The following is a 23,450-nucleotide window of genomic DNA, read 5'->3' on the forward strand; positions in this document are numbered from 1 at the left end:
TGTTATTCCTTTTCCAAGTGTGGTTTAAAGTGACTTAACATTGTCGGCTGAATAAAATGTTTCGCCTTCAGCACGCATCTTTTCGAGCAAAGCAGGGACTTGATAAAGCGGCCCTAGGTGCTGGTATTTGCTTGCCATCTCAATGTATTTATCAATGCCTATCGAGTCCAAGTAGCGGCAGACACCACCTCTAAATGGAGGGAAGCCAAGCCCGTAAACTAAGGCCATATCTGCCTCTTGCGGTGTAGCAACAATGTTTTCCTCGAAGCAGAGCAGAACTTCATTGATCATTGGAATCATCATGCGCTCCATAATGGTTTCAGCATCGAACTCCATAGACTTCATCGAAACGCTTTCTAAGATAGGGGCAACATCGTTGGAAAGGGATTTCTTTGGTTTGCCCTTTTTATCAATGCTGTATTCATAGAAGCCTCGGCCATTTTTCTGTCCAAATCTTTCGGATTCAAATAGTGCTTGGATTGCATCTCGCTCATCGTTCGCCATTCTTGTAGGGAATCCTTGAGACATAACATCTTGGGCGTGGCGAGCTGTATCAATACCAACAACATCAAGAAGATAGGCAGGGCCCATAGGCCAGCCGTATTGACGTTCCATTACTTTATCGATGTGAGTAAAGTCTGCGCCATCTTTTAGCAGTAAATTGAACGCGGCAAAATAAGGGAAGAGTACTCGGTTAACGAAAAAACCAGGGCAATCGTTGACAACTATTGGGGACTTACCCATTTTCGCAGCATACGCCACGACTCTGTTGATGGTTTCTTCAGAGGTGTGTTCACCACGAATGATTTCTACCAAAGGCATACGATGAACTGGATTAAAAAAGTGCATACCACAGAAGTTTTCCGGCCTTTTTAAAGAAGAGGCCAAAATATTAATCGGAATAGTAGAAGTGTTAGATGCAATAACTGTGTTTGAGTCTACCAACTCTTCGACTTCCTTAAGTACGCTAGATTTGATTTTCGGGTTCTCGATTACTGCTTCTACGACAATGTCTGCGTCATTGATATCTGCGTAGTTGAGGGTAGGTTTGATTGAAGCAAGAACGTCAGCCATCTTAAAGCCATCTATTCGTCCCTGAGAAAGCTTTTTGTTGAGTAGTTTTGACGCTTCACCCATACCCAAGTCCAAAGCAGGCTGTGCTATATCTTTCATCACCACAGGAACGCCTTTCAGGGCGGATTGATAAGCGATGCCTCCGCCCATTATACCCGCACCTAACACGGCGCTTTGGCTGGTGCTATGACTAGCACTCTTAGCGGATTTTTTAGCTTTGGATTTTAGGTATTGGTCGTTAAGGAAAATGCCAACTAATGATTTAGCTTCGGGAGATTTAGCTAGTTCGATAAAGTATTGGCGCTCAAAGTCTAGAGCCTCGTTTCTTGATTGGCTTGCACCGTTTTCAATGGCTAATACGGCATTCATTGGAGCAGGGTAGTGATTACCCACCGCCTGTAATACCATTCCTTTAGCAATCGTGAAGCTCATCTTTGCTTCAACTTTACTTAAACTCAATGGGGAAGTTTTTTGCTCTCGGCGCTTTTTCCAATCTAGTTCGTTTGCAATTGCTTTTGTTATTGTGTCTATCGCAGATTGTCGTAAAGAACATTCATCTACCACGGCATCTAGTAGGCCTAATTTCAACGCTTTTTCCGCTTTTACAGACTTACCTTGCGTAATGATTTCCATGGCGTTGTCTGCGCCAATAACACGAGGAAGTCTTACACAGCCACCAAATCCAGGCATGATTCCCAATTTTGTTTCGGGCAAGCCGATATTAGTCGTCGTATCGCTAATACGAAAGTCCGTAGCAAGTACACACTCACATCCGCCACCCAGAGTGTGCCCTTTTAGTGCAGACAGAGTTGGAAATGGCAAATCTTCCAGTTTATTGAAGATAGAATTCGCAAACTGAAGCCAGTGATCTAGCTCCTGCTTTGATTTTTCGAAAAGCCCTAAAAATTCTGTAATATCAGCGCCAACGATAAAACTGTCTTTGTCTGATGTAACGATGAGTCCCTTTAAGTTTGCATGAGATTTTATCTTCTCAATGGCACTATCAAGAGACTCTAAGGTTGCGATATCGAGTTTGTTTACAGAAGCTGGTGAGCAAAACTGTAGCTCTGCAATCCCGTTGTCCAGTTCCTTTACTGATAAGGTGTTAGCTTGATAAATCATTATTTATCTCCGTCACATATACCTAAGCATCTTCAGTTTGTTGGGTCATGCAATCTTCAATAGAGAGAAAAGTGCATGTTTTAATCTTGTCTGGTTAGACCAGTTGCATTAGTGTGCACAGATCGAAGATACTATTCAATACATTTTTTCAACAAATATTTAACAATGAGAAATGCCTATCTAGTTAAAATCAACAGAGCAATACGTGATAGAATTTTCTTTTATTACCTAATTACTGAAGCCCTATGAACGATAGCCCTTATTTAATTCCCTCTGAACCAACACTATTTGAAGAGGAAATTAAAAAAAGTGTCTTCATTACTCACTTGATCCATACACCAAGTGTAGACGCCGCCAAGACTGCTATTGAACAGATAAAACAAGAACACAAGTCAGCAAGGCATAATTGCTGGGGATTTGTAGCGGGAAGGCCAGAAGATTCAATGAAGTGGGGATTTAGCGATGATGGTGAGCCCTCAGGGACTGCTGGAAAGCCAATACTTGCCCAGCTGTCTGGTTCAGGCGTAGGAGAGTTAACTGCCGTGGTGACTCGTTATTCGGGGGGGATTAAGTTAGGTACTGGTGGACTCGTTAAAGCATATGGTGGCGTTGTCCAGCAAGCGCTTAAGCAGCTTCAAACAATTGAGAAAAAAATAACGACAAAGCTACGGCTAGAGTTAGACTATGGTTTGATGCCTGTTATCCAATCCGTAATGGACTTTTATCAAGCGCTAACCGTTGATTCAGACTATTCAGACTCAGTAGTGTTAGTGGTAGAAATAGAAAAAAATCAAGTCGATGCTTTTACCCAAGCAACGATCAATAAAAGTGGTGCAAAGGTAGTTGTAACCACTATAAATTAACATTGGGAAGTTAGAAGCTAGCCTTCACTTTAGATGCCATGCAATTTCGATCTATTATTCGCATAGTTGGCCTTTTGTTGGCTCTTTTCAGTATTACTATGCTTGCTCCAGCGTTAGTCGCATTGATTTACCGAGACGGAGCTGGGGTTTCTTTCGTTACTACATTTTTTGTACTACTGGCTTGTGGGGCGTTTTGTTGGTTTCCAAACCGGAGATATAAGCAGGAGCTTCAATCTAGAGACGGTTTCCTCATCGTTGTCCTGTTTTGGACGGTACTCGGAAGCGCTGGTGCCTTGCCTTTCCTTATTTCGGATAATCCTAGCGTTTCGGTAACAGATGCGTTCTTTGAATCCTTCTCTGCATTGACCACAACCGGTGCCACGGTATTGACCGGTCTTGATTACTTACCCAAAGCCATACTTTTTTATCGACAAATATTGCAGTGGTTTGGCGGGATGGGGATCATCGTGTTAGCAGTAGCGATTTTACCTGTGCTTGGTATCGGTGGTATGCAGTTATACAGAGCAGAAATTCCCGGCCCAGTGAAAGATCGTAAGATGACTCCTCGAATTGCCGAAACAGCAAAAGCGCTTTGGTACATCTATTTGAGTCTTACGATTGCATGTGCGTTGGCATACTGGCTTGCTGGAATGACACCGTTTGATGCTATCTGTCATAGTTTCTCTACTATAGCGATCGGGGGTTTTTCTACCCATGATGCGAGTATGGGCTATTTCAATAGTGAAGCCATTAACTTAATTGCAGTCGTGTTTTTGCTTATTTCAGCCTGTAACTACTCACTTCATTTCGCAGCTGTGGCCTCCGGTGGGGTTCATCCTCGGTATTACTTACGTGATCCTGAGTTTCGTGCATTTTTTGTGGTGCAGGGCATACTGTTTTTGATTTGCTTTGGTGTTCTACTACTGAATCAAACTTACGGCTCGACGTTTGAAACTTTCGATATGGCTTTATTCCAAACCGTGTCCATTTCCACAACAGCAGGTTTTACGACATCGAGTTTCTCTGAGTGGCCTTTGTTCTTGCCAGTACTATTGCTTTTCTCTTCATTTATTGGCGGCTGTGCTGGCTCAACTGGTGGAGGAATGAAAGTAATAAGAATTCTCTTGCTGACTCGTCAGGGGGCTAGAGAAATGAAGCGATTGATCCACCCTAGAGCTGTCTACACCATCAAACTTGGAGGAACAGCGTTAAATCAAAGAGTTGTTGACGCTGTATGGGGGTTCTTTTCTGCATATACTTTGGTTTTTGTAGTGTGTATGCTGGCTCTAATTGCCACGGGGATGGGCGAGTTGACCGCTTTCTCTGCCGTAGCAGCAACGCTAAACAACTTAGGTCCGGGGTTAGGAGAGGTGGCTTCAAACTTTGCTAACGTCAATGATGGTGCCAAGTGGGTGCTGGTTCTTTCTATGGTATTTGGACGTTTAGAGATATTTACTCTGCTTATTTTGTTTACTCCTACATTTTGGCGCAGTTAAAGAGGCTGGTGATGAAAGTACTATTCCTTTATTCAAGTAGAGAAGGACAAACCAAAAAAATCTTCAAGTTCATCGATAGTGAACTGCAGGGGTATGAGTGTGAGCTAAGAAATCTAGACGAGGTTGATAGCATAGACTTAGCTCAGTACGATAAGGTGTTGATCGGTGCTTCTATTCGTTATGGCCACCTTAATAAGAAGCTATATCAATTTATAGATACCCACCTAGAGCAATTGAATAGAAGTAAAGTGGCCTTTTTCTGTGTGAACTTGACGGCTAGAAAGGAAGAGCAAGGAAAAGACACACCAGAAGGTAGCGCTTACATCCAAACCTTTCTCAAAAAATCGCCTTGGAAACCTGAGCTTATAGGTGTCTTTGCTGGGGCTCTTTATTATCCTCGTTATAACTGGATAGATAGAATGATGATTAAGTTCATCATGAGTATGACGGGCGGAGAAACAGATACCAGTAAAGAGGTTGAATATACCAATTGGCAAAAGGTGGCATTGTTTGCTGAAGAATTTAAGGGTTTGAAGGCTAAAAACGTATAGTTACGCGTCTTTTTGCCTAATTGTTAATCGAAAGGTTCTTTTTTCAAAAAAAACTTCAAAAAACGCTTGCCAACGTGACGCCGATCTCTATAATGCCACCTCGCTGACACGGGATGGCTTCAAACAAAGCAATCAACGAGTTAGCAAGGTCTCCTAGCTAAGCCCAGTGCTTAAAAAAGTTTTGAAAAAAGTGGTTGACACTAAAACTTAAATCGCTAGAATAGCCGTCCGCTTTGAGATGAACTTCAAAGCATTGCTCTTTAACAATATAAACCTATCAATCTGTGTGGGCACTCGTTGATGATAATCAAATTAGAAGCTTCGGCTTCAAATTAGGTTTCAATGAAACGAAGTGACCAACGAGTCGAAAGACTCAGCACAGTCAATTCAAACATTACTTTATGTAATGTTCAGTATTCATTGAGCCGACAAAATCTTAAATTGAAGAGTTTGATCATGGCTCAGATTGAACGCTGGCGGCAGGCCTAACACATGCAAGTCGAGCGGTAACAGAAAGAAAGCTTGCTTTCTTTGCTGACGAGCGGCGGACGGGTGAGTAATGCCTAGGAAGTTGCCCAGTAGAGGGGGATAACCATTGGAAACGATGGCTAATACCGCATACTCTCTTCGGAGCAAAGCAGGGGACCTTCGGGCCTTGCGCTATTGGATACGCCTAGGTGGGATTAGCTAGTTGGTGAGGTAATGGCTCACCAAGGCGACGATCCCTAGCTGGTCTGAGAGGATGATCAGCCACACTGGAACTGAGACACGGTCCAGACTCCTACGGGAGGCAGCAGTGGGGAATATTGCACAATGGGGGAAACCCTGATGCAGCCATGCCGCGTGTGTGAAGAAGGCCTTCGGGTTGTAAAGCACTTTCAGCAGTGAGGAAGGTAGTGTAGTTAATAACTGCATTGCTTGACGTTAGCTGCAGAAGAAGCACCGGCTAACTCCGTGCCAGCAGCCGCGGTAATACGGAGGGTGCGAGCGTTAATCGGAATTACTGGGCGTAAAGCGCATGCAGGTGGTGGATTAAGTCAGATGTGAAAGCCCGGGGCTCAACCTCGGAAGGTCATTTGAAACTGATTCACTAGAGTACTGTAGAGGGGGGTAGAATTTCAGGTGTAGCGGTGAAATGCGTAGAGATCTGAAGGAATACCAGTGGCGAAGGCGGCCCCCTGGACAGATACTGACACTCAGATGCGAAAGCGTGGGGAGCAAACAGGATTAGATACCCTGGTAGTCCACGCCGTAAACGATGTCTACTTGGAGGTTGCGGTCTTGAACTGTGGCTTTCGGAGCTAACGCGTTAAGTAGACCGCCTGGGGAGTACGGTCGCAAGATTAAAACTCAAATGAATTGACGGGGGCCCGCACAAGCGGTGGAGCATGTGGTTTAATTCGATGCAACGCGAAGAACCTTACCTACTCTTGACATCCAGAGAACTTAGCAGAGATGCTTTGGTGCCTTCGGGAACTCTGAGACAGGTGCTGCATGGCTGTCGTCAGCTCGTGTTGTGAAATGTTGGGTTAAGTCCCGCAACGAGCGCAACCCTTATCCTTGTTTGCCAGCGAGTAATGTCGGGAACTCCAGGGAGACTGCCGGTGATAAACCGGAGGAAGGTGGGGACGACGTCAAGTCATCATGGCCCTTACGAGTAGGGCTACACACGTGCTACAATGGCGCATACAGAGGGCGGCCAACCAGCGATGGTGAGCGAATCCCAAAAAGTGCGTCGTAGTCCGGATTGGAGTCTGCAACTCGACTCCATGAAGTCGGAATCGCTAGTAATCGTAGATCAGAATGCTACGGTGAATACGTTCCCGGGCCTTGTACACACCGCCCGTCACACCATGGGAGTGGGCTGCAAAAGAAGTGGGTAGTTTAACCTTCGGGAGGACGCTCACCACTTTGTGGTTCATGACTGGGGTGAAGTCGTAACAAGGTAGCCCTAGGGGAACCTGGGGCTGGATCACCTCCTTATACGAAAGATTATTGCGATGAGTGTTCACACAGATTGATAAGGTTTAATCGAGCAAAAAAGATGTGGGTCTGTAGCTCAGGTGGTTAGAGCGTTCGCCTGATAAGCGAGAGGTCGGTGGTTCAAGTCCACTCAGACCCACCAATACTTTTTAGTAAGTCATCATCAAAGTGTTCTGATAAGAATATTTGAATGATGCTTTATGCATCTTGCTCTTTAACAATTTGGAAAGCTGACAGATAACGATTTGATTTATCGTTATCTAATTAAAAGTTCTCAAATCCTAAATCTGTATTGATTTAGGTACCAACACACATTCAAGTGTTCTTGGGAATAACTTACGAGTTATTCATATTTGAGTCCGGCAATTATCAGTCTCAATCATGTTTAAATAAATTGAGACACCTTTAGTGTTGACCGTACAAAACTCTTTTGGGTTGTATGGTTAAGTAACTAAGCGTACACGGTGGATGCCTTGGCAGTCAGAGGCGATGAAGGACGTATTAACTTGCGATAAGCGTAGATAAGGCAGTAAAAGCCACTTGAGTCTACGATTTCCGAATGGGGAAACCCACATGCATAAGCATGTATCATTAACTGAATACATAGGTTAATGAGGCGAACCGGGGGAACTGAAACATCTAAGTACCCCGAGGAAAAGAAATCAACCGAGATCCCGAAAGTAGCGGCGAGCGAAATTGGGTTAGCCCTTAAGCTTTTATTGCGTCAGGTGAAGTGTCTGGAAAGGCACGCGATACAGGGTGATAGCCCCGTAACCGACAGCGCAGCATAAGTGAAATCGAGTAAGGCGGGACACGTGATATCCTGTCTGAACATGGGGGGACCATCCTCCAAGGCTAAATACTCCTGACTGACCGATAGTGAACCAGTACCGTGAGGGAAAGGCGAAAAGAACCCCTGTGAGGGGAGTGAAATAGAACCTGAAACCGTGTACGTACAAGCAGTAGGAGCACCTTCGTGGTGTGACTGCGTACCTTTTGTATAATGGGTCAGCGACTTATATTCAGTGGCAAGGTTAACCGTTTAGGGGAGCCGTAGGGAAACCGAGTCTTAACTGGGCGCTCAGTCTCTGGATATAGACCCGAAACCAGGTGATCTAGCCATGGGCAGGTTGAAGGTTGAGTAACATCAACTGGAGGACCGAACCGACTAATGTTGAAAAATTAGCGGATGACTTGTGGCTAGGGGTGAAAGGCCAATCAAACCTGGAGATAGCTGGTTCTCCCCGAAAGCTATTTAGGTAGCGCCTCGGATGAATACTACTGGGGGTAGAGCACTGTTAAGGCTAGGGGGTCATCCCGACTTACCAACCCTTTGCAAACTCCGAATACCAGTAAGTACTATCCGGGAGACACACGGCGGGTGCTAACGTCCGTCGTGGAGAGGGAAACAACCCAGACCGCCAGCTAAGGTCCCAAATTATTACTAAGTGGGAAACGATGTGGGAAGGCTTAGACAGCTAGGATGTTGGCTTAGAAGCAGCCATCATTTAAAGAAAGCGTAATAGCTCACTAGTCGAGTCGGCCTGCGCGGAAGATGTAACGGGGCTAAGTAATAAACCGAAGCTGCGGCAATGCAATTTATTGTATTGGGTAGGGGAGCGTTCTGTAAGCCGTTGAAGGTGGACTGTAAGGTCTGCTGGAGGTATCAGAAGTGCGAATGCTGACATGAGTAACGATAAAGGGGGTGAAAAACCTCCTCGCCGGAAGACCAAGGGTTCCTGTCCAACGTTAATCGGGGCAGGGTAAGTCGACCCCTAAGGCGAGGCCGAAAGGCGTAGTCGATGGGAAACGGGTTAATATTCCCGTACTTCTTACAATTGCGATGGGGGGACGGAGAAGGCTAGGTGGGCCTGGCGACGGTCGTCCAGGTTCAAGTGCGTAGGCTTGAGAGTTAGGTAAATCCGGCTCTCTTTAAGGCTGAGACACGATGTCGAGCTACTACGGTAGTGAAGTCATTGATGCCATGCTTCCAGGAAAAGCCTCTAAGCTTCAGATTGTAAGGAATCGTACCCCAAACCGACACAGGTGGTCGGGTAGAGAATACCAAGGCGCTTGAGAGAACTCGGGTGAAGGAACTAGGCAAAATGGTACCGTAACTTCGGGAGAAGGTACGCTCTCGACGGTGAAGTCCCTTGCGGATGGAGCTATTGGGAGTCGCAGATACCAGGTGGCTGCAACTGTTTATTAAAAACACAGCACTGTGCTAAATCGTAAGATGACGTATACGGTGTGACGCCTGCCCGGTGCCGGAAGGTTAATTGATGGGGTTAGACTTCGGTCGAAGCTCTTGATCGAAGCCCCGGTAAACGGCGGCCGTAACTATAACGGTCCTAAGGTAGCGAAATTCCTTGTCGGGTAAGTTCCGACCTGCACGAATGGCGTAATGATGGCCACGCTGTCTCCACCCGAGACTCAGTGAAATTGAAATCGCTGTGAAGATGCAGTGTACCCGCGGCTAGACGGAAAGACCCCGTGAACCTTTACTACAGCTTGGCACTGAACATTGACCCTACATGTGTAGGATAGGTGGGAGGCTTTGAAACCGCGTCGCTAGATGTGGTGGAGCCGTCCTTGAAATACCACCCTTGTAGTGTTGATGTTCTAACTTGGCCCCATTATCTGGGGTGAGGACAGTGCCTGGTGGGTAGTTTGACTGGGGCGGTCTCCTCCCAAAGAGTAACGGAGGAGCACGAAGGTGGGCTAATCACGGTTGGACATCGTGAGGTTAGTGCAATGGCATAAGCCCGCTTGACTGCGAGAATGACAATTCGAGCAGGTGCGAAAGCAGGTCATAGTGATCCGGTGGTTCTGAATGGAAGGGCCATCGCTCAACGGATAAAAGGTACTCCGGGGATAACAGGCTGATACCGCCCAAGAGTTCATATCGACGGCGGTGTTTGGCACCTCGATGTCGGCTCATCACATCCTGGGGCTGAAGTCGGTCCCAAGGGTATGGCTGTTCGCCATTTAAAGTGGTACGCGAGCTGGGTTTAGAACGTCGTGAGACAGTTCGGTCCCTATCTGCCGTGGGCGTTGGAAGATTGAAGGGGGCTGCTCCTAGTACGAGAGGACCGGAGTGGACGAACCTCTGGTGTTCGGGTTGTCATGCCAATGGCATTGCCCGGTAGCTAAGTTCGGAATCGATAACCGCTGAAAGCATCTAAGCGGGAAGCGAGCCCTGAGATGAGTCTTCCCTGACACTTTATGTGTCCTTAAGGGTTGTTCGAGACTAGAACGTTGATAGGCAGGGTGTGTAAGCGTTGTGAGGCGTTGAGCTAACCTGTACTAATTGCCCGTGAGGCTTAACCATACAACACCAAAAGGGTTTTTGTGGGACTCAAACTAGAACATTGAATGTGTAATAGAACGAAAAACAGCTTTCCGAATTAAATCGTAGAGTCGATGACTTTATGATGAAGAATTTGCTTGGCGACCATAGCGTTGTGGACCCACCTGATTCCATGCCGAACTCAGAAGTGAAACGCAACTGCGCCGATGGTAGTGTGGGGCTTCCCCATGTGAGAGTAGGTCATCGCCGGGCTTTAATTTTATTTTCACTTTTTCAAAAGTGAAGACAAAAGATGGACACTTGCGAACGCGAGTGATACCACTGCGGAGTGGTAGTTCAGTTGGTTAGAATACCGGCCTGTCACGCCGGGGGTCGCGGGTTCGAGTCCCGTCCACTCCGCCATTTATACTAAGCCTCAGTCGAAAGACTGGGGCTTTTTTACGTTCTAAATAAATCAAAAAATAAATGGGCAATACAGCTCGATAGTTTTCTAGTTTAAGGCGAGTTGATGCTTTGAGAAGAGGCCTTCTTGCTCATACACAAATACTACAGCTAAAGCTATTAGAATATGAATCTTCAAGTTACCTTCAAGTAATTGACACCCCTAGAAGCTGGAGTTCGATTGTTTATGTCGTTGTTATTTACAATGTTGTATTGCAGTTGATCTTGTCGATGTCTTTCCAGTCACCTATATACATACTGCACAAAGGTTAAATAAGCTCAAAAAGTGACTCCTGTAACGTGTTAAAAGTGAGTGACTAAATGGCAATATTGTCCATGTTATTTGACTTTCCTTTCTTCAAACGAACCATATACGGAATATTAAAAATAACTTTGATTGCTCGCTTTATAGCCTGATTACTATAAAATACCCCAATTATTTTTTAGGGGGTATTTATGAATCAGCTTTATATCTTAGGCTACATAGCAATTGGTGGGGCATTTGGTGCCTGTTCTCGCTATCTTATTTCAGAGTGGTGCGCTGCGCTTCTTGGCAAGGGGTTCCCGTACGGCACGCTAACGGTCAACATCGCAGGTTCTTTCATCATGGGTCTGCTAGCTGCCGCATTACAAAATGACTTGATATCAAATGACCCTTGGCGCCAGATTATTGGTCTTGGCTTCTTAGGCGCGCTAACTACGTTTTCTACCTTCTCAATGGATAACGTTACTCTGATGCAGCAGGGCGCAATGTTTAAAATGGGACTAAATGTCATATTGAATGTACTGTTTAGTATTTCTGCTGCTTGGGTTGGTTTTCAGATTATCTCTCGAGCATAATCTTGCTTTATATAGCAATGAATATGTTGTTAATTTCAATTAATTTCATATAATGACTCTACTTGTCGGAGTGCCACAAGGCTGAGACCGTTAAACCGGGATCCGTTGAACCTGATCAGGCTAATACCTGCGAAGGGAACAAGAGAAAATTAACAAGACATAACTCTATTCGTCTTATCTATCTATCCTTATGAAATATAAGGGTATTCCTCTTGTAGCATCCATCCGCCAAGCATTTTTATTTTAAAAACCGCAAGGAAAAAATGCTATGTCGAGTCGTAAACAATCTAGGCTAGAAGCTCAACAATTTATTGATTCACTCTCTGTCGAACCGTATCCAAATTCTACTAAAGTTTATATAAAAGGCTCCCGTGAGGATATTCGAGTCCCTATGAGAGAGGTATCACTAGCGGATAGTTTGATTGGTGGTACTAAAGAAGAGCCAGTATTCGAGCCCAACGAGCCTGTACATGTTTATGACACCTCAGGCCTTTATACAGATCCATCTTACACAATTGACCTATATAAAGGCTTGCCTAAGCACAGAGAAGCATGGATTGAAGAGCGCGGCGACACTGAGATTCTCGATGGAGTAAGCTCTGCGTACACAAAAGAACGACAGCAAGATGACACTTTGGATGATGTTCGTGGTGTTGAGCTTCCGCGTGTTCGTAAAGCAAAAGAAGGTAAATGTGTCACCCAGCTTCACTATGCTCGTAAAGGCATCATTACCCCAGAAATGGAATACATTGCTATTCGTGAAAACATGGGACGCCAGAAGTACAAAGATGAACAGTTAAACTTCCAACATCCTGGCCAGAATTTCGGTGCAAACCTTCCAAAAGAGATTACTCCTGAGTTTGTTAGAAAAGAAGTAGCAGAAGGACGCGCTATTATTCCTTCTAACATTAACCACCCAGAGTCTGAGCCAATGATCATTGGGCGCAATTTCTTGGTTAAGGTGAACGCGAACATTGGTAACTCTTCAGTAAGCTCCTCTATTGAGGAAGAAGTAGAGAAACTAGTTTGGTCTACTCGCTGGGGTGGAGATACGGTTATGGACTTATCTACAGGTCGCAATATCCACGAAACTCGTGAGCGTATCTTACGTAATAGCCCTGTGCCTATCGGTACAGTGCCTATGTATCAAGCCCTTGAGAAAGTAAATGGTATTGCTGAAAACCTAACGTGGGAAGTGATGCGTGATACGTTAATTGAACAAGCAGAGCAGGGAGTAGATTACTTCACTATTCATGCAGGCTTGTTGCTGCGCTACGTTCCTATGACGGCTAAACGTGTTACGGGCATAGTCTCTCGTGGTGGATCTATTATCGCTAAGTGGTGCCTTGCTCATCACAAAGAAAGCTTCCTCTATACTAACTTCCGCGAGATTTGTGAGATCTGTGCTAAATACGATATTGCATTATCTCTTGGTGACGGGTTGCGCCCTGGCTCGATTGCCGACGCGAATGACGAAGCACAGTTCTCGGAGTTGCGTACACTAGGCGAGCTTACAAAAGTTGCTTGGGAGTATGATGTCCAGGTGATGATTGAAGGTCCTGGACATGTTCCTTTGCACATGATTAAAGAGAATATGGATGAACAGTTAGAACACTGTCATGAAGCTCCATTTTATACTCTTGGCCCTTTAACTACTGATATTGCACCGGGTTACGATCATATTACTTCTGGGATCGGTGCTTCCGTAATAGGTTGGTTTGGCTGTGCAATGCTGTGTTATGTAACGCCAAAAGAGCACCTAGGGTTACCTAATAAGCAAGATGTTAAAACCGGTATTATTACTTATAAACTCGCTGCTCATGCTGCTGATTTAGCTAAAGGCCATCCTGGCGCTCAAATTCGCGACAATGCCCTTTCCAAAGCTAGATTTGAATTTAGATGGGAAGACCAGTTCAACCTTTCTTTAGACCCTGAAACGGCTAAGTCTTATCACGATGAAACTCTGCCGCAAGAATCCGGTAAAGTGGCACATTTCTGTTCAATGTGTGGTCCAAAATTCTGCTCAATGAAGATCTCACATGAAGTTCGGGATTTCGCAAAACAAAATGGTACCAACATCGGTGAAGATACCGTTGAAATTAAGATGATTGAAGATCCGCTTGAGGGGATGAGACAAAAATCCCAGGAGTTCCTAGACTCTGGTGCGGAACTATATCATCCGGCTTCCTCTACTAAAGAAGTTGCTGTCGAGGACTAAGCATTGAAAGTTCTTATCCCATCTCGTGCATTAGAGCTGAAGGGTGAGATTAAAAACTGTTTAACCCTTGCTAACAAGCAAGGGTTTGATACACGAAGTATTGAGTTTGGAGTATCAGAAACTCAATGCTTCGTTATTAACTCATCTAATTTCAACACTTCCATTTGCGCTGACTTTCTTTGTACTTCAGAGCAATGCTTACAAAACTCAAACTGCGACTATATTGCAATCTATGCCGGAAATTCATCTGATTCCTCTTGGAAGAATGGAGCTTCTAGCTCTAGCAATCAAGCATCTCCAATTTATATAGGAATAAGCCACGAGAAGTGCAAGTATGATGTCTGGTCTAGCCCTAGCGGCACAAGAGCTGTCAGTAGGGACGATTCTTTTCCATCATCGTTTAACAAAACACATCATTTCTGTTGGCTGCTAAGTGCTATTGCTCTCCACTACTCCATTGACGATGCCATAGTATTAGCAAATGCGTTTTCCAATGTTTCACGTGAAACATGGCCAGTGTCTATTAAAGATTTTCCGGATGTTGTTACAGAGAGCGAAAGCCTTAGCGTTCATTGCCCTTGGCTTGATGGTGAGTCTGCCAAAGAGTTTAAACAAGTAGAAAAGTCATTTTTTGCAATTTACCCAATAGTCGATTCTATTGACTGGTTAGAGCGTTTGCTAAAGTTTGGTGTTAAGACCATACAGTTTCGTATAAAGAACTACCCAGTCTATCAGACTGAGCAACTGGTTAAATCCGCTATTTCGTTAGGAAACCGGTATGAAGCACAGCTGTTTATAAACGACCATTGGCAATTGGCTATCAAACATAATGCATTTGGTGTCCACTTAGGCCAAGAAGATTTAACAGATGTGTGTTTACATCAGCTTTCTTCTAATGGACTAGCTCTTGGTGTTTCAACACATGGCTACTATGAAGTATTGCTAGCGCTAAGGTTGAATCCAAGTTACCTAGCATTTGGGCAGGTTTTTAAAACAGTAACTAAGCAAGTAGATTCGCACCCTCAAGGGCTTACAAAGCTAAAGCTCTTTCAACGACTAATAGATACAACAATACTGAATGAAGTCCACTCGAATATTGCGACGGTTGCTATTGGCGGAATCAACTTGCAAAACGCTGAATTGGTTTCTCAATGTGGGGTAGATAGCCTAGCTGTTATTGGTGCGATAACTAATGCGAAAGACACAAAGTACGCAGTAGATAGTCTCCTTAATGCTTTTAACAATACAAGGCCGTTAATAAATAGGGGGGCTATGTAATGTTGTCAGACGAATTGTTTTTGCGTTATCAAAGGCAAATATCTGTTGAAGAGGTTGGCGAGCTAGGGCAAGAAAGGTTGAGTAAAAGCCATGTTCTTATTGTCGGTTGCGGTGGGTTAGGCTGCTCAGTTGCATTATTCTTGGCAGCCTCTGGCATTGGCAAAATGGTCCTATGTGATGATGATATTGTTGAGTCATCTAATTTGCAACGTCAGATAGCGTACCGAGTTAACGATGTAGGTCAGCCAAAGGTAGACGCGCTTGCCAATCAAATATCTGATTTAAACCCGAATGTTTCAGTTAGAAAACTTGCCAAAAGACTCGAGCCAAACCAACTTGGTTTAGAAACAATGTTGGCAGATATTGTCATCGATTGTACTGACAACTTTCAATCTAGGCAGATGATTAATTTGGCCTGCTATAAGTCAAAGAAGCTTCTAATTAGCGGTGCGGCTATAGGGTGGAAGGGTCAGTTGGCTGTTTTCAATTACTCCAAAGATAGTGCCTGTTATCGTTGCCTTAATCCTTTGGATAAGCATACACAAACAAACAACTGTACTACGGCAGGTATTGTCGGCCCTGTAGTAGGAACAATTGGAAACCTACAGGCGCTAGTTGCGATCCAGATAATTGCTTTGAGTGAATCTAGATTTAAGCCAAATGTTATTCATATATTCGATGGATTACAGATGGAGTGGCAAAACTATCAAATCCCAAAAGACACATCTTGCGATGTATGTGGAGTCACTAGCGCGATAACGAATAGGAGAGAGGCATGAAACTAATACATGTCACGATCAACAACCAAAAGAAACAGATTAAAGAAAGCGTAAGTTTGCAGGGTATTATTCAAGATTTTGACTTACCTAGCGCTGGTACAGTGTTCACAGTAAATAATCAGATTGTTCCAAAAGGTCACTGGGACAATACTTCGTTGAACGAAGGTGATGTCATTTCACTATTTCAAGCCATAGCCGGAGGGTAAGTAACACAATGCTTAAAATTGCAGGTATAGAGTTTAAATCAAGGTTACTGACTGGAACGGGAAAGTTTTCAAGCAGCGAGGCCATGATTAACGCAATATCGAGCTCCGGTTCGCAAATGGCGACAATGGCGCTAAAAAGAGTGGAGCTTGATACAAAAGATGACGATATTCTTAAGCCTTTAATAGACAATAATATCAAGCTTCTACCTAATACGTCCGGAGCTAAAACAGCAAAAGATGCTGTATTTGCTGCTCATCTAGCTCGCGAGGCACTCGGCACAGAGTGGGTAAAACTAGAAATTCATCCAGACCCTAGATATTTACTTCCTGACCCAATCGAAACGTTTAATGCCGCTAAACAACTAGTAAAAGATGGTTTCACGGTGTTGCCGTACTGTCATGCTGATCCCGTATTATGTAAGCGCTTGGAAGATGTAGGCTGTGCTGCTGTTATGCCATTGGGCGCGCCAATTGGTTCGAACAAAGGATTAAGGACAGAAGATTTTTTGAAGATTATTATTGAGCAGTCAAATGTCCCAGTAGTGGTTGATGCCGGAATTGGTGCTCCTTCACATGCTGCCTATGCAATGGAGCTTGGTGCTGACGCTGTACTTGTTAATACCGCTATTGCAGCAACTCAAGAGCCAGCTTTAATGGCTAGAGCATTTAAGCATGCCGTCGAAAGTGGTCGAATGGCCTATGAATCAGGCCTTGCAAGTGTTGTTTCTCATGCTGTTGCCTCTAGCCCACTAACCGCCTTTCTAGACGAGTGAAACATACAATGAGTTTCCACAGAACGTTTAACAAAATAGATTGGGATCATACTCAGCTGTCCATTTACTCAAAGACGACTAGCGATGTAGAGAGGGCACTGAGTAAATCTTCAATTGACTTGGAGGACTTTAAAGCTCTGATTTCTCCAGCAGCTGAACCATACTTAGAGAAGCTAGCTCAAAAATCGCTTAATTTAACACGGCAGCGATTTGGTAATACTATCTCATTGTATGTCCCTCTTTACTTATCAAACCTTTGTTCTAACGCTTGCACTTATTGCGGATTTTCAATGGAAAATAAGCTAAAACGTAAGACCCTTAATGAGGTTGAAATAGGAGCTGAGGTAGAAGCTATAAAAGCTATGAAGTTTGACAGCATTTTGCTTGTGACCGGTGAGCATGAAACCAAAGTTGGGATGGAGTATTTTAGGAAGTCTGTTCCTCAAATAAAGAAACACTTCAGCTACTTGGCTATGGAAGTACAGCCACTGGAGCAACATGAGTATGTTGAGCTTAAGTCAATGGGCTTAGATGCGGTCATGGTCTATCAAGAAACATATCACCCTTCTACCTACGCTAAGCATCATTTGCGAGGTAAGAAAAAAGATTTTGTTTATAGATTGGAAACTGCTGATCGACTAGCAAAGGCCGGCATAGACAAAATAGGAATTGGAGCGTTGATTGGTTTAGAGGACTGGAGGACGGATTGCTTCTTTACTGCTAGCCATTTAGATTATTTGCAACGTAAGTATTGGAAGTCCCGATACTCAATTTCTTTTCCAAGGTTAAGGCCATGTAAAGGTGGACTGCAACCAAAATCAATCATGTCAGATAAACAATTAGTACAACTAATCTGCGCATATAGGTTGTTGAGCCCAGAGGTAGAACTTTCTTTGTCTACACGCGAATCTGCGTCATTTAGAGATAATGTTTTGCCGTTAGGTGTAACTAACATGTCAGCTGCATCCAAAACACAGCCAGGTGGTTATGCAAACGAACATACCGAATTAGAGCAGTTTGAGATATCAGATGAAAGAACTTCTTTCGAAGTTGAGGCTATGATTCGTCTAAAGGGGTTTGCACCTGTCTGGAAAGATTGGCATGTTGCATACTCTGGATAACAAATGTTTCACGTGAAACAAAAAAAGCGGCACTAAATGAAAGTGCCGCTTTTGTTATCTATGCTACTACTTAAGGCTAAGCATGTACTAGAGGTTGAGTTGCAGCTTTTAACCAAGCTTTAGTATCTTCATCAACCAATGGGCTTAAGTCTTGCCAAACTTTTAGATGATAGTCATTTAACCAAGCTAGCTCAGGTTTTGTTAATAGATTTACGTTTATATTGCGTGTATCTATAGGGCATCGAGTCAGAGGTTCGAAGGTAAGAACAGGGAAGTCGCCATCAGTTTTCTTTTCGACTACGAGCTCTAAGTTCTCAATTCGAATGCCAAATTCGTTTGCTTTGTAGTAGCCAGGCTCGTTGGATAAAACCATACCAGCTTCGAGTGCGACATCAATTTGTCTCTTTGAAATACTTTGCGGTCCTTCATGTACACTTAAGAAGTGACCAACACCATGGCCAGTACCATGGTCATAGTCATAGCCTTCTGCCCACAAATGATGCCTAGCTAACGTATCAATTTGGTAGCCACAAGTACCCTTTGGAAAACGTGCACGAGCAACTGAAATATGGCCTTTAAGCACCAAGGTGAATTGCCTGATCATTTCTTCGCTTGGCTGACCAATGGCTATTGTACGAGTAATATCCGTGGTGCCGTCTTTGTACTGGCCACCTGAGTCAACCAAGTATAGTGAATCGAATTCGAGCGAAGATGGTGTCGATTGATTCTCATGATTATAGTGACACATTGCAGCATTGGCACCAGTAGCTGATATTGTATCGAAGCTTAAATCAACAAGAGTATTGTCTTGTCGTCTAAATCTTTCTAGCTGATCAGAGAGAGTTGCTTCTGTGTGCTCTGATTTTTGTTCAACTTGCTTATCTAACCAAGAAAGAAACTTAACCATAGCAACGCCGTCCTTGATGTGGCTTGATTTCATGCCACTTATCTCTGCGGGGTTTTTCGTTGCTTTTGGTAGGGCACATGGATCGCTGGCTGAAATGATCTGTGCATTGCTGCGTTCTAGAGCAAATGTTAGCCAAGCATTGCTGGTTGCTGGGTCAACCATCACTTTTTTGTTTACTAGCGTTTTAAGCTGAGCTTCAAATTGGTCTGGATTGTGTACTTCGACGTTGGCACCGGCATGGGCTTCAAATTCTGCAGGAAGTCGAGTGTTATCAATGAAGAATTGTACGCGCCCATCATTGAAGATGATTGCTTGAGACAAAAGGACGGGTAGGCGTGATACATCAGCGCCGCGAACATTTAGCAACCAGCAAATAGAATCGAGCGCTGTAATAACGGCACAATCTGCCTCTTTATCACTAATGATGTTTGCTATTTTTGAACGTTTATCATAGGAGCTTACCCCAGCTGTTTCAGAGTTCATCAAGTGCGTAGAAGAGATAATGGATTGAGGTCTATCTGCCCATAGTAAGTCGATAGGATTATTCGTATCGGCAATAAGCTCAAGTTTCCCAGAAAGAGATTCTATTGACTTTTCAAACCACAGGTGGGAATGCATCCTTGGGTCAAATGCAACTTTAGACTTTTCAGGTAGGTTAGATTGAATCCATTGGATTGGAGGTTGCTCAATCAAATGACAATATTGAAATGTTTCTTCGGATACTTGATTTCGAACCTGAACAGTATACCTACCATCAACGAAAATGGCTGCAGAGTCTTGTGTTATGACTGCTGCACCTGCAGAACCAGTAAAACCCGTTAGCCAATGAAGTCGCTCATTGTGGGCTGGTATATACTCACCCAAAAACTCATCTTCATGTGGGATAATAATCGCATCGTAGTTGTTTTCTTGCAGCCAAGAGCGAACTGCCTGGACTTTGGAAGGTACAGATTCAAGCATTAAAAAATTCCTTATTGTTAGGGCTATCTACGTCCTACTGAATATTGTTTGAAATGGGGTAGGTAGATGATGATAAAGCTACTCCTTTTCATCATCCAACGCAATTGTTCTAAAGTGGGAGGTTTTTTCATCAATAATATTTCGCAACCAACTAAGTGCGGGGTCGTTAGTGCGCTCTCTGTGCCAAAATAATGTATACGCAATTGGGGGAAACTCTAAGGGAAGAGGCAGCACCGTTAAGTTAAGTTGTTCTGCTACGAGTTCGATGAAATGACAAGGAGCGGTAAACACAAAGTCGGTATAGGTGCACAAGTTCGCAGCGCTATTAAAATCTGGAACAGAGATAGCAATATCGCGCTCCTTGCCCATATCAGCTAATCGATAGTCTAATAGCCATCGACTGTTACCATCACATCTGACTTGAACATGCCTTAGTGACAGATACGCATCTAGATTCCACTCGGGACTTTTTAATATCGGATGCTCTTTGCGTACAACACATGATATCGGATCGCGATAGAGTTCAAGTTCACAGATGTCATTCGGCGTTAGCATCGTAAGCTTTGCGTCATTAATATCGATATCTTTGCCAGTAATGCCTAAATCAAGCTCGCCCTCCTGCAGATGCTTGAATGTCCTATCAGTCCAAGGGTGAGTTTCGATTGTTAAGTTGGGTGCCTGAAGAAATACATTGGGTAAAAAGTGTGAAAAAATAAGAGGGTAGACGCTTTCTACCGTCGCAATGTTGAAGCGATATTCGCTAGACTTTGGTGAGAAGACCTCGGGTTCAATCAGAAGCTGTAGGTGATTAACTATAGATTCTATCTTGGGCTTTATATAAAGGCTTTTTGGCGTGGGTTTTAATCCATGTGAAGTACGGATAAACAGTGGGTCATCAAACTGACTACGCAGTTTCATTAACGACTTACTAACCGCTGATTGGCTTAGGTTAAGCCTGTGCGCAGTTCTAGTGACACTTTGCTCTTCGAGTAAAACACTAAAACAAACGAGCAAATTTAAGTCTAATCGAGAAAGCTTCTGAATATTCATGTGATTTTCCAATATGGAATATTGTAAATGATTATATGTCATTACTATTCATATCCCAATTCAGTTAGAATGCGCGGCATATGTAATTGACCGGAGGTCCAAATGACAAACAGCCCAAGTAAAGGACAAGTAATGATGCTAGTTCTATTAGTATTGTTCAGTCCACTCGCTATTGATATTTACCTGCCAGCATTGCCAAATATTGCAGGAGATCTAAATGTTGCGAGCACTGTAGCTCAAGATACGATTACTTGGTTTATGTTTTCAATGGGACTCGGTCAGCTATTTGCAGGACCTCTTGCTGACAAATTTGGCCGCAAAACAATTGCTGTCGCAGGTGTGGTTATTTACGCTTTGAGTGCTTGGTTAGCGTACTTGGCCCAATCAATAGAATGGCTTTTGCTCGCGAGACTTCTACAAGGCTTTGGTGCATGCTCAACATCAGTAGCTGCATTTGCAAGCGTTAGGGATCTGTTTGGCCCTAGCAGAAGCGGAAAAATGATCAGCTACTTAAATGGTGCCATCTGCTTTATTCCAGCTTTAGCACCGATATTGGGTAGTTGGCTAACAATACATTTTGGTTGGCGTAGCAACTTTAGTTTGATGGCTATTTTTGCAGTGGTTGTTGGCCTACTTGTCGTAGTATCGATGAAGGAAAGCCATACCCCGAGCTCGAAGCCCCAGAAGGTATTTAATCCTAAGCGTTATTGGTCAGTACTGAAACAGCCAACTTTTATTTTTCACTCGACAATGTGTCTTCTAGCGATGGCAGCAATATTGGCTTACGTGACTTCTGCTCCGGTTATTTTGATGGAGCAGCAAGGGTTGTCTATGACGCAATTCACGATGTGGTTCAGTATAAATGCAGTTGTAAACATCATAGCTTGCATGGTTGCACCTAAGGTAATGGATAAAATAGGCACGCATAAATGCCTAATAATCGGATCGTTGTTGCTAATTGTTGCGGGTTCAGCGATGTATATGTTGTCCGACTTACATGTCGCCATTGCTTTTATGTTCCCTGTGTTTATTTCGTCGGTGGGCTGCTCGTTGATTTTAGGTTCTGGAGCCGGACAGGCGCTAGCACCGTTTGGAGATAGAGCAGGCACAGCTGCAGCGTTGCTTGGTTTGTTTCAAATGAGTGGTTCGGGTGTTGTAGTTAGTTGGGTGCAGAAGCTTAGCTATATGCCGCAAGTTATCGTAGCTATTCAAATGCTGTTCGTAATACCAGTTTTTCTGATTCTTTTGACCAAGACCTACCGCCGTTGGCAGCTTCAAGCTGCCTAATATGGTGCGATCACATAGCTATATCGAAAAATAAATTAAGTGGAATGTCATATGGTTTAGAGGTTTATATCTAGAAATTGATTAGAAATGAATCAACCTAATAATAAAGTTTAAATATTTTACAAACGGGTGTATATTTATATTTGTTCAAATCAACTAATCTTTTTCCTATATATATCCACGGGAAGCTATACACTAATGACGATGACCACCTATGAAATGGCACGCGTTCTGGAGCAATTAGAAGAATCTCCAGAAAAAATTATGTTTGGTAAGTTATTAAATGAACTTGGCAACCAGAGTGGCGAGCGAATTCAAAGCGCAGCAAAGCAGGTACCACTTCACTTACTGCGTGACATTGTATTCCAGTTTCAGCAAGTTATTGAATCTCGGAAAGGGGAGCAAGTGGAAGAGCTGGCTAAACAGTTAGCAGATCAAGGTATTTCCGCTGAAGAGCTCGAAAAGTTTTTAAATCGTTAACCGACATTTTTCAAATATCATATTGTACCAGGCTACTATTTTAATAAGCGCCTGGTTTTCTATATATACTATTTCTATTAAAAATTTAAATTACTAATATATAGCGTAATTACGGGTTAACATTACGGTTTATTGGGTTTTGAAGTGAGATTAATGTTTCCGTTGATTGCACTTCATCTATTGCTTGCAGTTTGTTAATTAGAACTCGCTGTAAGTCCTCTATCGAACGACACATTAACTTTACAAAAATATTGTAAGCCCCAGTCGTGTAATAGGCTTCAACTACTTCTTCAAGTGCATCTAGTTTTTTTAAAGCAGATTGATAGTCTCGTGCAGCGTTCAAATTAATGCCAATAAAGCAGCACACATCGTATCCGAGCTTCTTGGTATCGACTATGACTTCCGTGCCTTGGATAATCTCCGCTGCCTTCATCTTCTCTATACGAACATGAATCGTTGCGGGACTGACATTAAACTGTTTAGCCATTTCAGCGTAAGGTGTGCGTGCATCATCCATGAGAGTTTTGAGAATGTCTTTATCGAGATCATCAGTTTTAGAAACAGCGCTAGACATAGTAATTCCAGTGTTGGTTGGTGAAATTCAGCGTAATTAAATTATATATCAATTAATTACCCAAGAACTATAAACTAGGCCAGCAGAAAGAGTGAAGTGTCCATATTTGATATGCTTACTATGGTGTAGAACTCTGC

Annotated in this window: 16 protein-coding genes, 2 tRNA genes, 3 rRNA genes and 1 riboswitch; of the genes, 17 read left to right on the plus strand and 4 right to left on the minus strand. The window is 43.6% G+C overall.

The annotated features are described in order from the left end of the window. Positions 1-24: 24 nt before the first annotated feature. Positions 25-2,196 (minus strand): fatty acid oxidation complex subunit alpha FadB, encoded by a 2,172-nt coding sequence (gene fadB / locus L7A31_RS19590; RefSeq protein ID WP_237363428.1) that lies wholly within the window; start codon positions 2,194-2,196, stop codon positions 25-27. 245 nt (positions 2,197-2,441) lie between these two features. Here fadB and L7A31_RS19595 point away from each other — a divergent pair, with 245 nt between their 5' ends. The 15 genes from L7A31_RS19595 (at position 2,442) to thiH (ending at position 18,055) form a co-directional block, all read left to right on the plus strand. Continuing rightward, a complete protein-coding gene (locus L7A31_RS19595; protein ID WP_237363429.1) occupies positions 2,442-3,059 on the plus strand; it encodes a YigZ family protein in 618 nt (205 codons plus the stop codon). Positions 3,060-3,097: 38 nt separating this feature from the next. After that, positions 3,098-4,555: a TrkH family potassium uptake protein gene (locus tag L7A31_RS19600; RefSeq protein WP_237363430.1), complete on the plus strand. Its 1,458-nt coding sequence runs from the start codon at positions 3,098-3,100 to the stop codon at positions 4,553-4,555. Between the two features lie 8 nt (positions 4,556-4,563). Then, a complete protein-coding gene (gene hemG, locus L7A31_RS19605) occupies positions 4,564-5,106 on the plus strand; it encodes a menaquinone-dependent protoporphyrinogen IX dehydrogenase (protein WP_237363431.1) in 543 nt (180 codons plus the stop codon). Between the two features lie 438 nt (positions 5,107-5,544). Further along, positions 5,545-7,089 (plus strand): 16S ribosomal RNA (locus tag L7A31_RS19610). Positions 7,090-7,154: 65 nt separating this feature from the next. Then, positions 7,155-7,231: transfer RNA gene (locus tag L7A31_RS19615), tRNA-Ile, on the plus strand. Positions 7,232-7,530: 299 nt separating this feature from the next. Further along, positions 7,531-10,420, plus strand: a 23S ribosomal RNA gene (locus tag L7A31_RS19620). A gap of 115 nt (positions 10,421-10,535) precedes the next feature. Further along, a 5S ribosomal RNA gene (rrf, locus tag L7A31_RS19625) occupies positions 10,536-10,651 on the plus strand. The 16S, 23S and 5S rRNA genes sit together here with 2 tRNA genes alongside, the layout of an rRNA operon. A 73-nt stretch (positions 10,652-10,724) precedes the next feature. Further along, positions 10,725-10,801 (plus strand) — tRNA-Asp (locus tag L7A31_RS19630). Positions 10,802-11,296: 495 nt separating this feature from the next. After that, positions 11,297-11,680, plus strand: coding sequence for a fluoride efflux transporter CrcB (gene crcB / locus L7A31_RS19635; RefSeq protein WP_237363432.1), 384 nt, complete (start codon positions 11,297-11,299; stop codon positions 11,678-11,680). A gap of 56 nt (positions 11,681-11,736) precedes the next feature. Continuing rightward, positions 11,737-11,835: riboswitch (TPP riboswitch) on the plus strand. A 113-nt stretch (positions 11,836-11,948) separates the two neighbouring features. Continuing rightward, positions 11,949-13,898, plus strand: coding sequence for a phosphomethylpyrimidine synthase ThiC (thiC, locus tag L7A31_RS19640; protein WP_237363433.1), 1,950 nt, complete (start codon positions 11,949-11,951; stop codon positions 13,896-13,898). Between the two features lie 3 nt (positions 13,899-13,901). Next, entirely contained in the window at positions 13,902-15,176 is a 1,275-nt protein-coding gene (gene thiE / locus L7A31_RS19645) for a thiamine phosphate synthase (RefSeq protein ID WP_237363434.1), read from the plus strand. Beyond that, entirely contained in the window at positions 15,176-15,955 is a 780-nt protein-coding gene (locus tag L7A31_RS19650) for a HesA/MoeB/ThiF family protein (protein WP_237363435.1), read from the plus strand. The genes thiE and L7A31_RS19650 overlap by 1 nt, the downstream gene beginning before the upstream one ends. Next, positions 15,952-16,161: a sulfur carrier protein ThiS gene (thiS, locus tag L7A31_RS19655; RefSeq protein WP_237363436.1), complete on the plus strand. Its 210-nt coding sequence runs from the start codon at positions 15,952-15,954 to the stop codon at positions 16,159-16,161. Before L7A31_RS19650 ends, thiS begins: the two co-directional genes overlap by 4 nt. 8 nt (positions 16,162-16,169) lie before the next feature. After that, complete coding sequence (locus L7A31_RS19660) at positions 16,170-16,934, plus strand: thiazole synthase (protein ID WP_237363437.1); 765 nt, start codon at positions 16,170-16,172, stop codon at positions 16,932-16,934. Between the two features lie 8 nt (positions 16,935-16,942). Next, on the plus strand, positions 16,943-18,055 hold the full coding sequence (gene thiH, locus L7A31_RS19665) for a 2-iminoacetate synthase ThiH (protein ID WP_237363438.1): 1,113 nt from the start codon (positions 16,943-16,945) through the stop codon (positions 18,053-18,055). A 76-nt stretch (positions 18,056-18,131) separates the two neighbouring features. Here the strand turns inward: thiH and L7A31_RS19670 are convergent, their stop codons facing one another. Both L7A31_RS19670 and L7A31_RS19675 read right to left on the minus strand, forming a co-directional pair. Then, positions 18,132-19,922, minus strand: coding sequence for an aminopeptidase P family protein (locus tag L7A31_RS19670; protein WP_237363439.1), 1,791 nt, complete (start codon positions 19,920-19,922; stop codon positions 18,132-18,134). A 78-nt stretch (positions 19,923-20,000) separates the two neighbouring features. Next, a complete protein-coding gene (locus L7A31_RS19675) occupies positions 20,001-20,972 on the minus strand; it encodes a LysR family transcriptional regulator (RefSeq protein WP_237363440.1) in 972 nt (323 codons plus the stop codon). A gap of 102 nt (positions 20,973-21,074) precedes the next feature. On the opposite strand from L7A31_RS19675, the gene L7A31_RS19680 reads away from it, so the two are divergent. Further along, entirely contained in the window at positions 21,075-22,259 is a 1,185-nt protein-coding gene (locus L7A31_RS19680; RefSeq protein WP_237363441.1) for a multidrug effflux MFS transporter, read from the plus strand. A gap of 198 nt (positions 22,260-22,457) precedes the next feature. Next, positions 22,458-22,739, plus strand: a complete 282-nt coding sequence (gene tsrA, locus L7A31_RS19685; RefSeq protein WP_237363442.1) for an H-NS-like global regulator TsrA — start codon at positions 22,458-22,460, stop codon at positions 22,737-22,739. Between the two features lie 109 nt (positions 22,740-22,848). On the opposite strand, the gene asnC is transcribed toward tsrA, so the two are convergent. After that, the gene (gene asnC / locus L7A31_RS19690) at positions 22,849-23,313 is read right to left on the minus strand and encodes a transcriptional regulator AsnC (RefSeq protein ID WP_237363443.1); all 465 of its coding nucleotides are present in this window, start codon (positions 23,311-23,313) and stop codon (positions 22,849-22,851) included. Positions 23,314-23,450: the final 137 nt, after the last annotated feature.

This window comes from Vibrio marisflavi CECT 7928, from assembly GCF_921294215.1.
Taxonomy (GTDB): domain Bacteria; phylum Pseudomonadota; class Gammaproteobacteria; order Enterobacterales; family Vibrionaceae; genus Vibrio; species Vibrio marisflavi.

Excerpts from the sequence above, each read along its gene's own strand:
- fadB (WP_237363428.1), bottom strand. The coding sequence starts at position 2,196 with ATGATTTATCAAGCTAACACCTTATCAGTAAAGGAACTGGACAACGGG.
- L7A31_RS19595 (WP_237363429.1), top strand. The coding sequence starts at position 2,442 with ATGAACGATAGCCCTTATTTAATTCCCTCTGAACCAACACTATTTGAA.
- L7A31_RS19600 (WP_237363430.1), top strand. The coding sequence starts at position 3,098 with ATGCAATTTCGATCTATTATTCGCATAGTTGGCCTTTTGTTGGCTCTT.
- crcB (WP_237363432.1), top strand. The coding sequence starts at position 11,297 with ATGAATCAGCTTTATATCTTAGGCTACATAGCAATTGGTGGGGCATTT.
- thiC (WP_237363433.1), top strand. The coding sequence starts at position 11,949 with ATGTCGAGTCGTAAACAATCTAGGCTAGAAGCTCAACAATTTATTGAT.
- L7A31_RS19650 (WP_237363435.1), top strand. The coding sequence starts at position 15,176 with ATGTTGTCAGACGAATTGTTTTTGCGTTATCAAAGGCAAATATCTGTT.
- thiS (WP_237363436.1), top strand. The coding sequence starts at position 15,952 with ATGAAACTAATACATGTCACGATCAACAACCAAAAGAAACAGATTAAA.
- L7A31_RS19660 (WP_237363437.1), top strand. The coding sequence starts at position 16,170 with ATGCTTAAAATTGCAGGTATAGAGTTTAAATCAAGGTTACTGACTGGA.
- thiH (WP_237363438.1), top strand. The coding sequence starts at position 16,943 with ATGAGTTTCCACAGAACGTTTAACAAAATAGATTGGGATCATACTCAG.
- L7A31_RS19670 (WP_237363439.1), bottom strand. The coding sequence starts at position 19,922 with ATGCTTGAATCTGTACCTTCCAAAGTCCAGGCAGTTCGCTCTTGGCTG.
- L7A31_RS19675 (WP_237363440.1), bottom strand. The coding sequence starts at position 20,972 with ATGAATATTCAGAAGCTTTCTCGATTAGACTTAAATTTGCTCGTTTGT.
- L7A31_RS19680 (WP_237363441.1), top strand. The coding sequence starts at position 21,075 with ATGACAAACAGCCCAAGTAAAGGACAAGTAATGATGCTAGTTCTATTA.
- tsrA (WP_237363442.1), top strand. The coding sequence starts at position 22,458 with ATGACGATGACCACCTATGAAATGGCACGCGTTCTGGAGCAATTAGAA.
- asnC (WP_237363443.1), bottom strand. The coding sequence starts at position 23,313 with ATGTCTAGCGCTGTTTCTAAAACTGATGATCTCGATAAAGACATTCTC.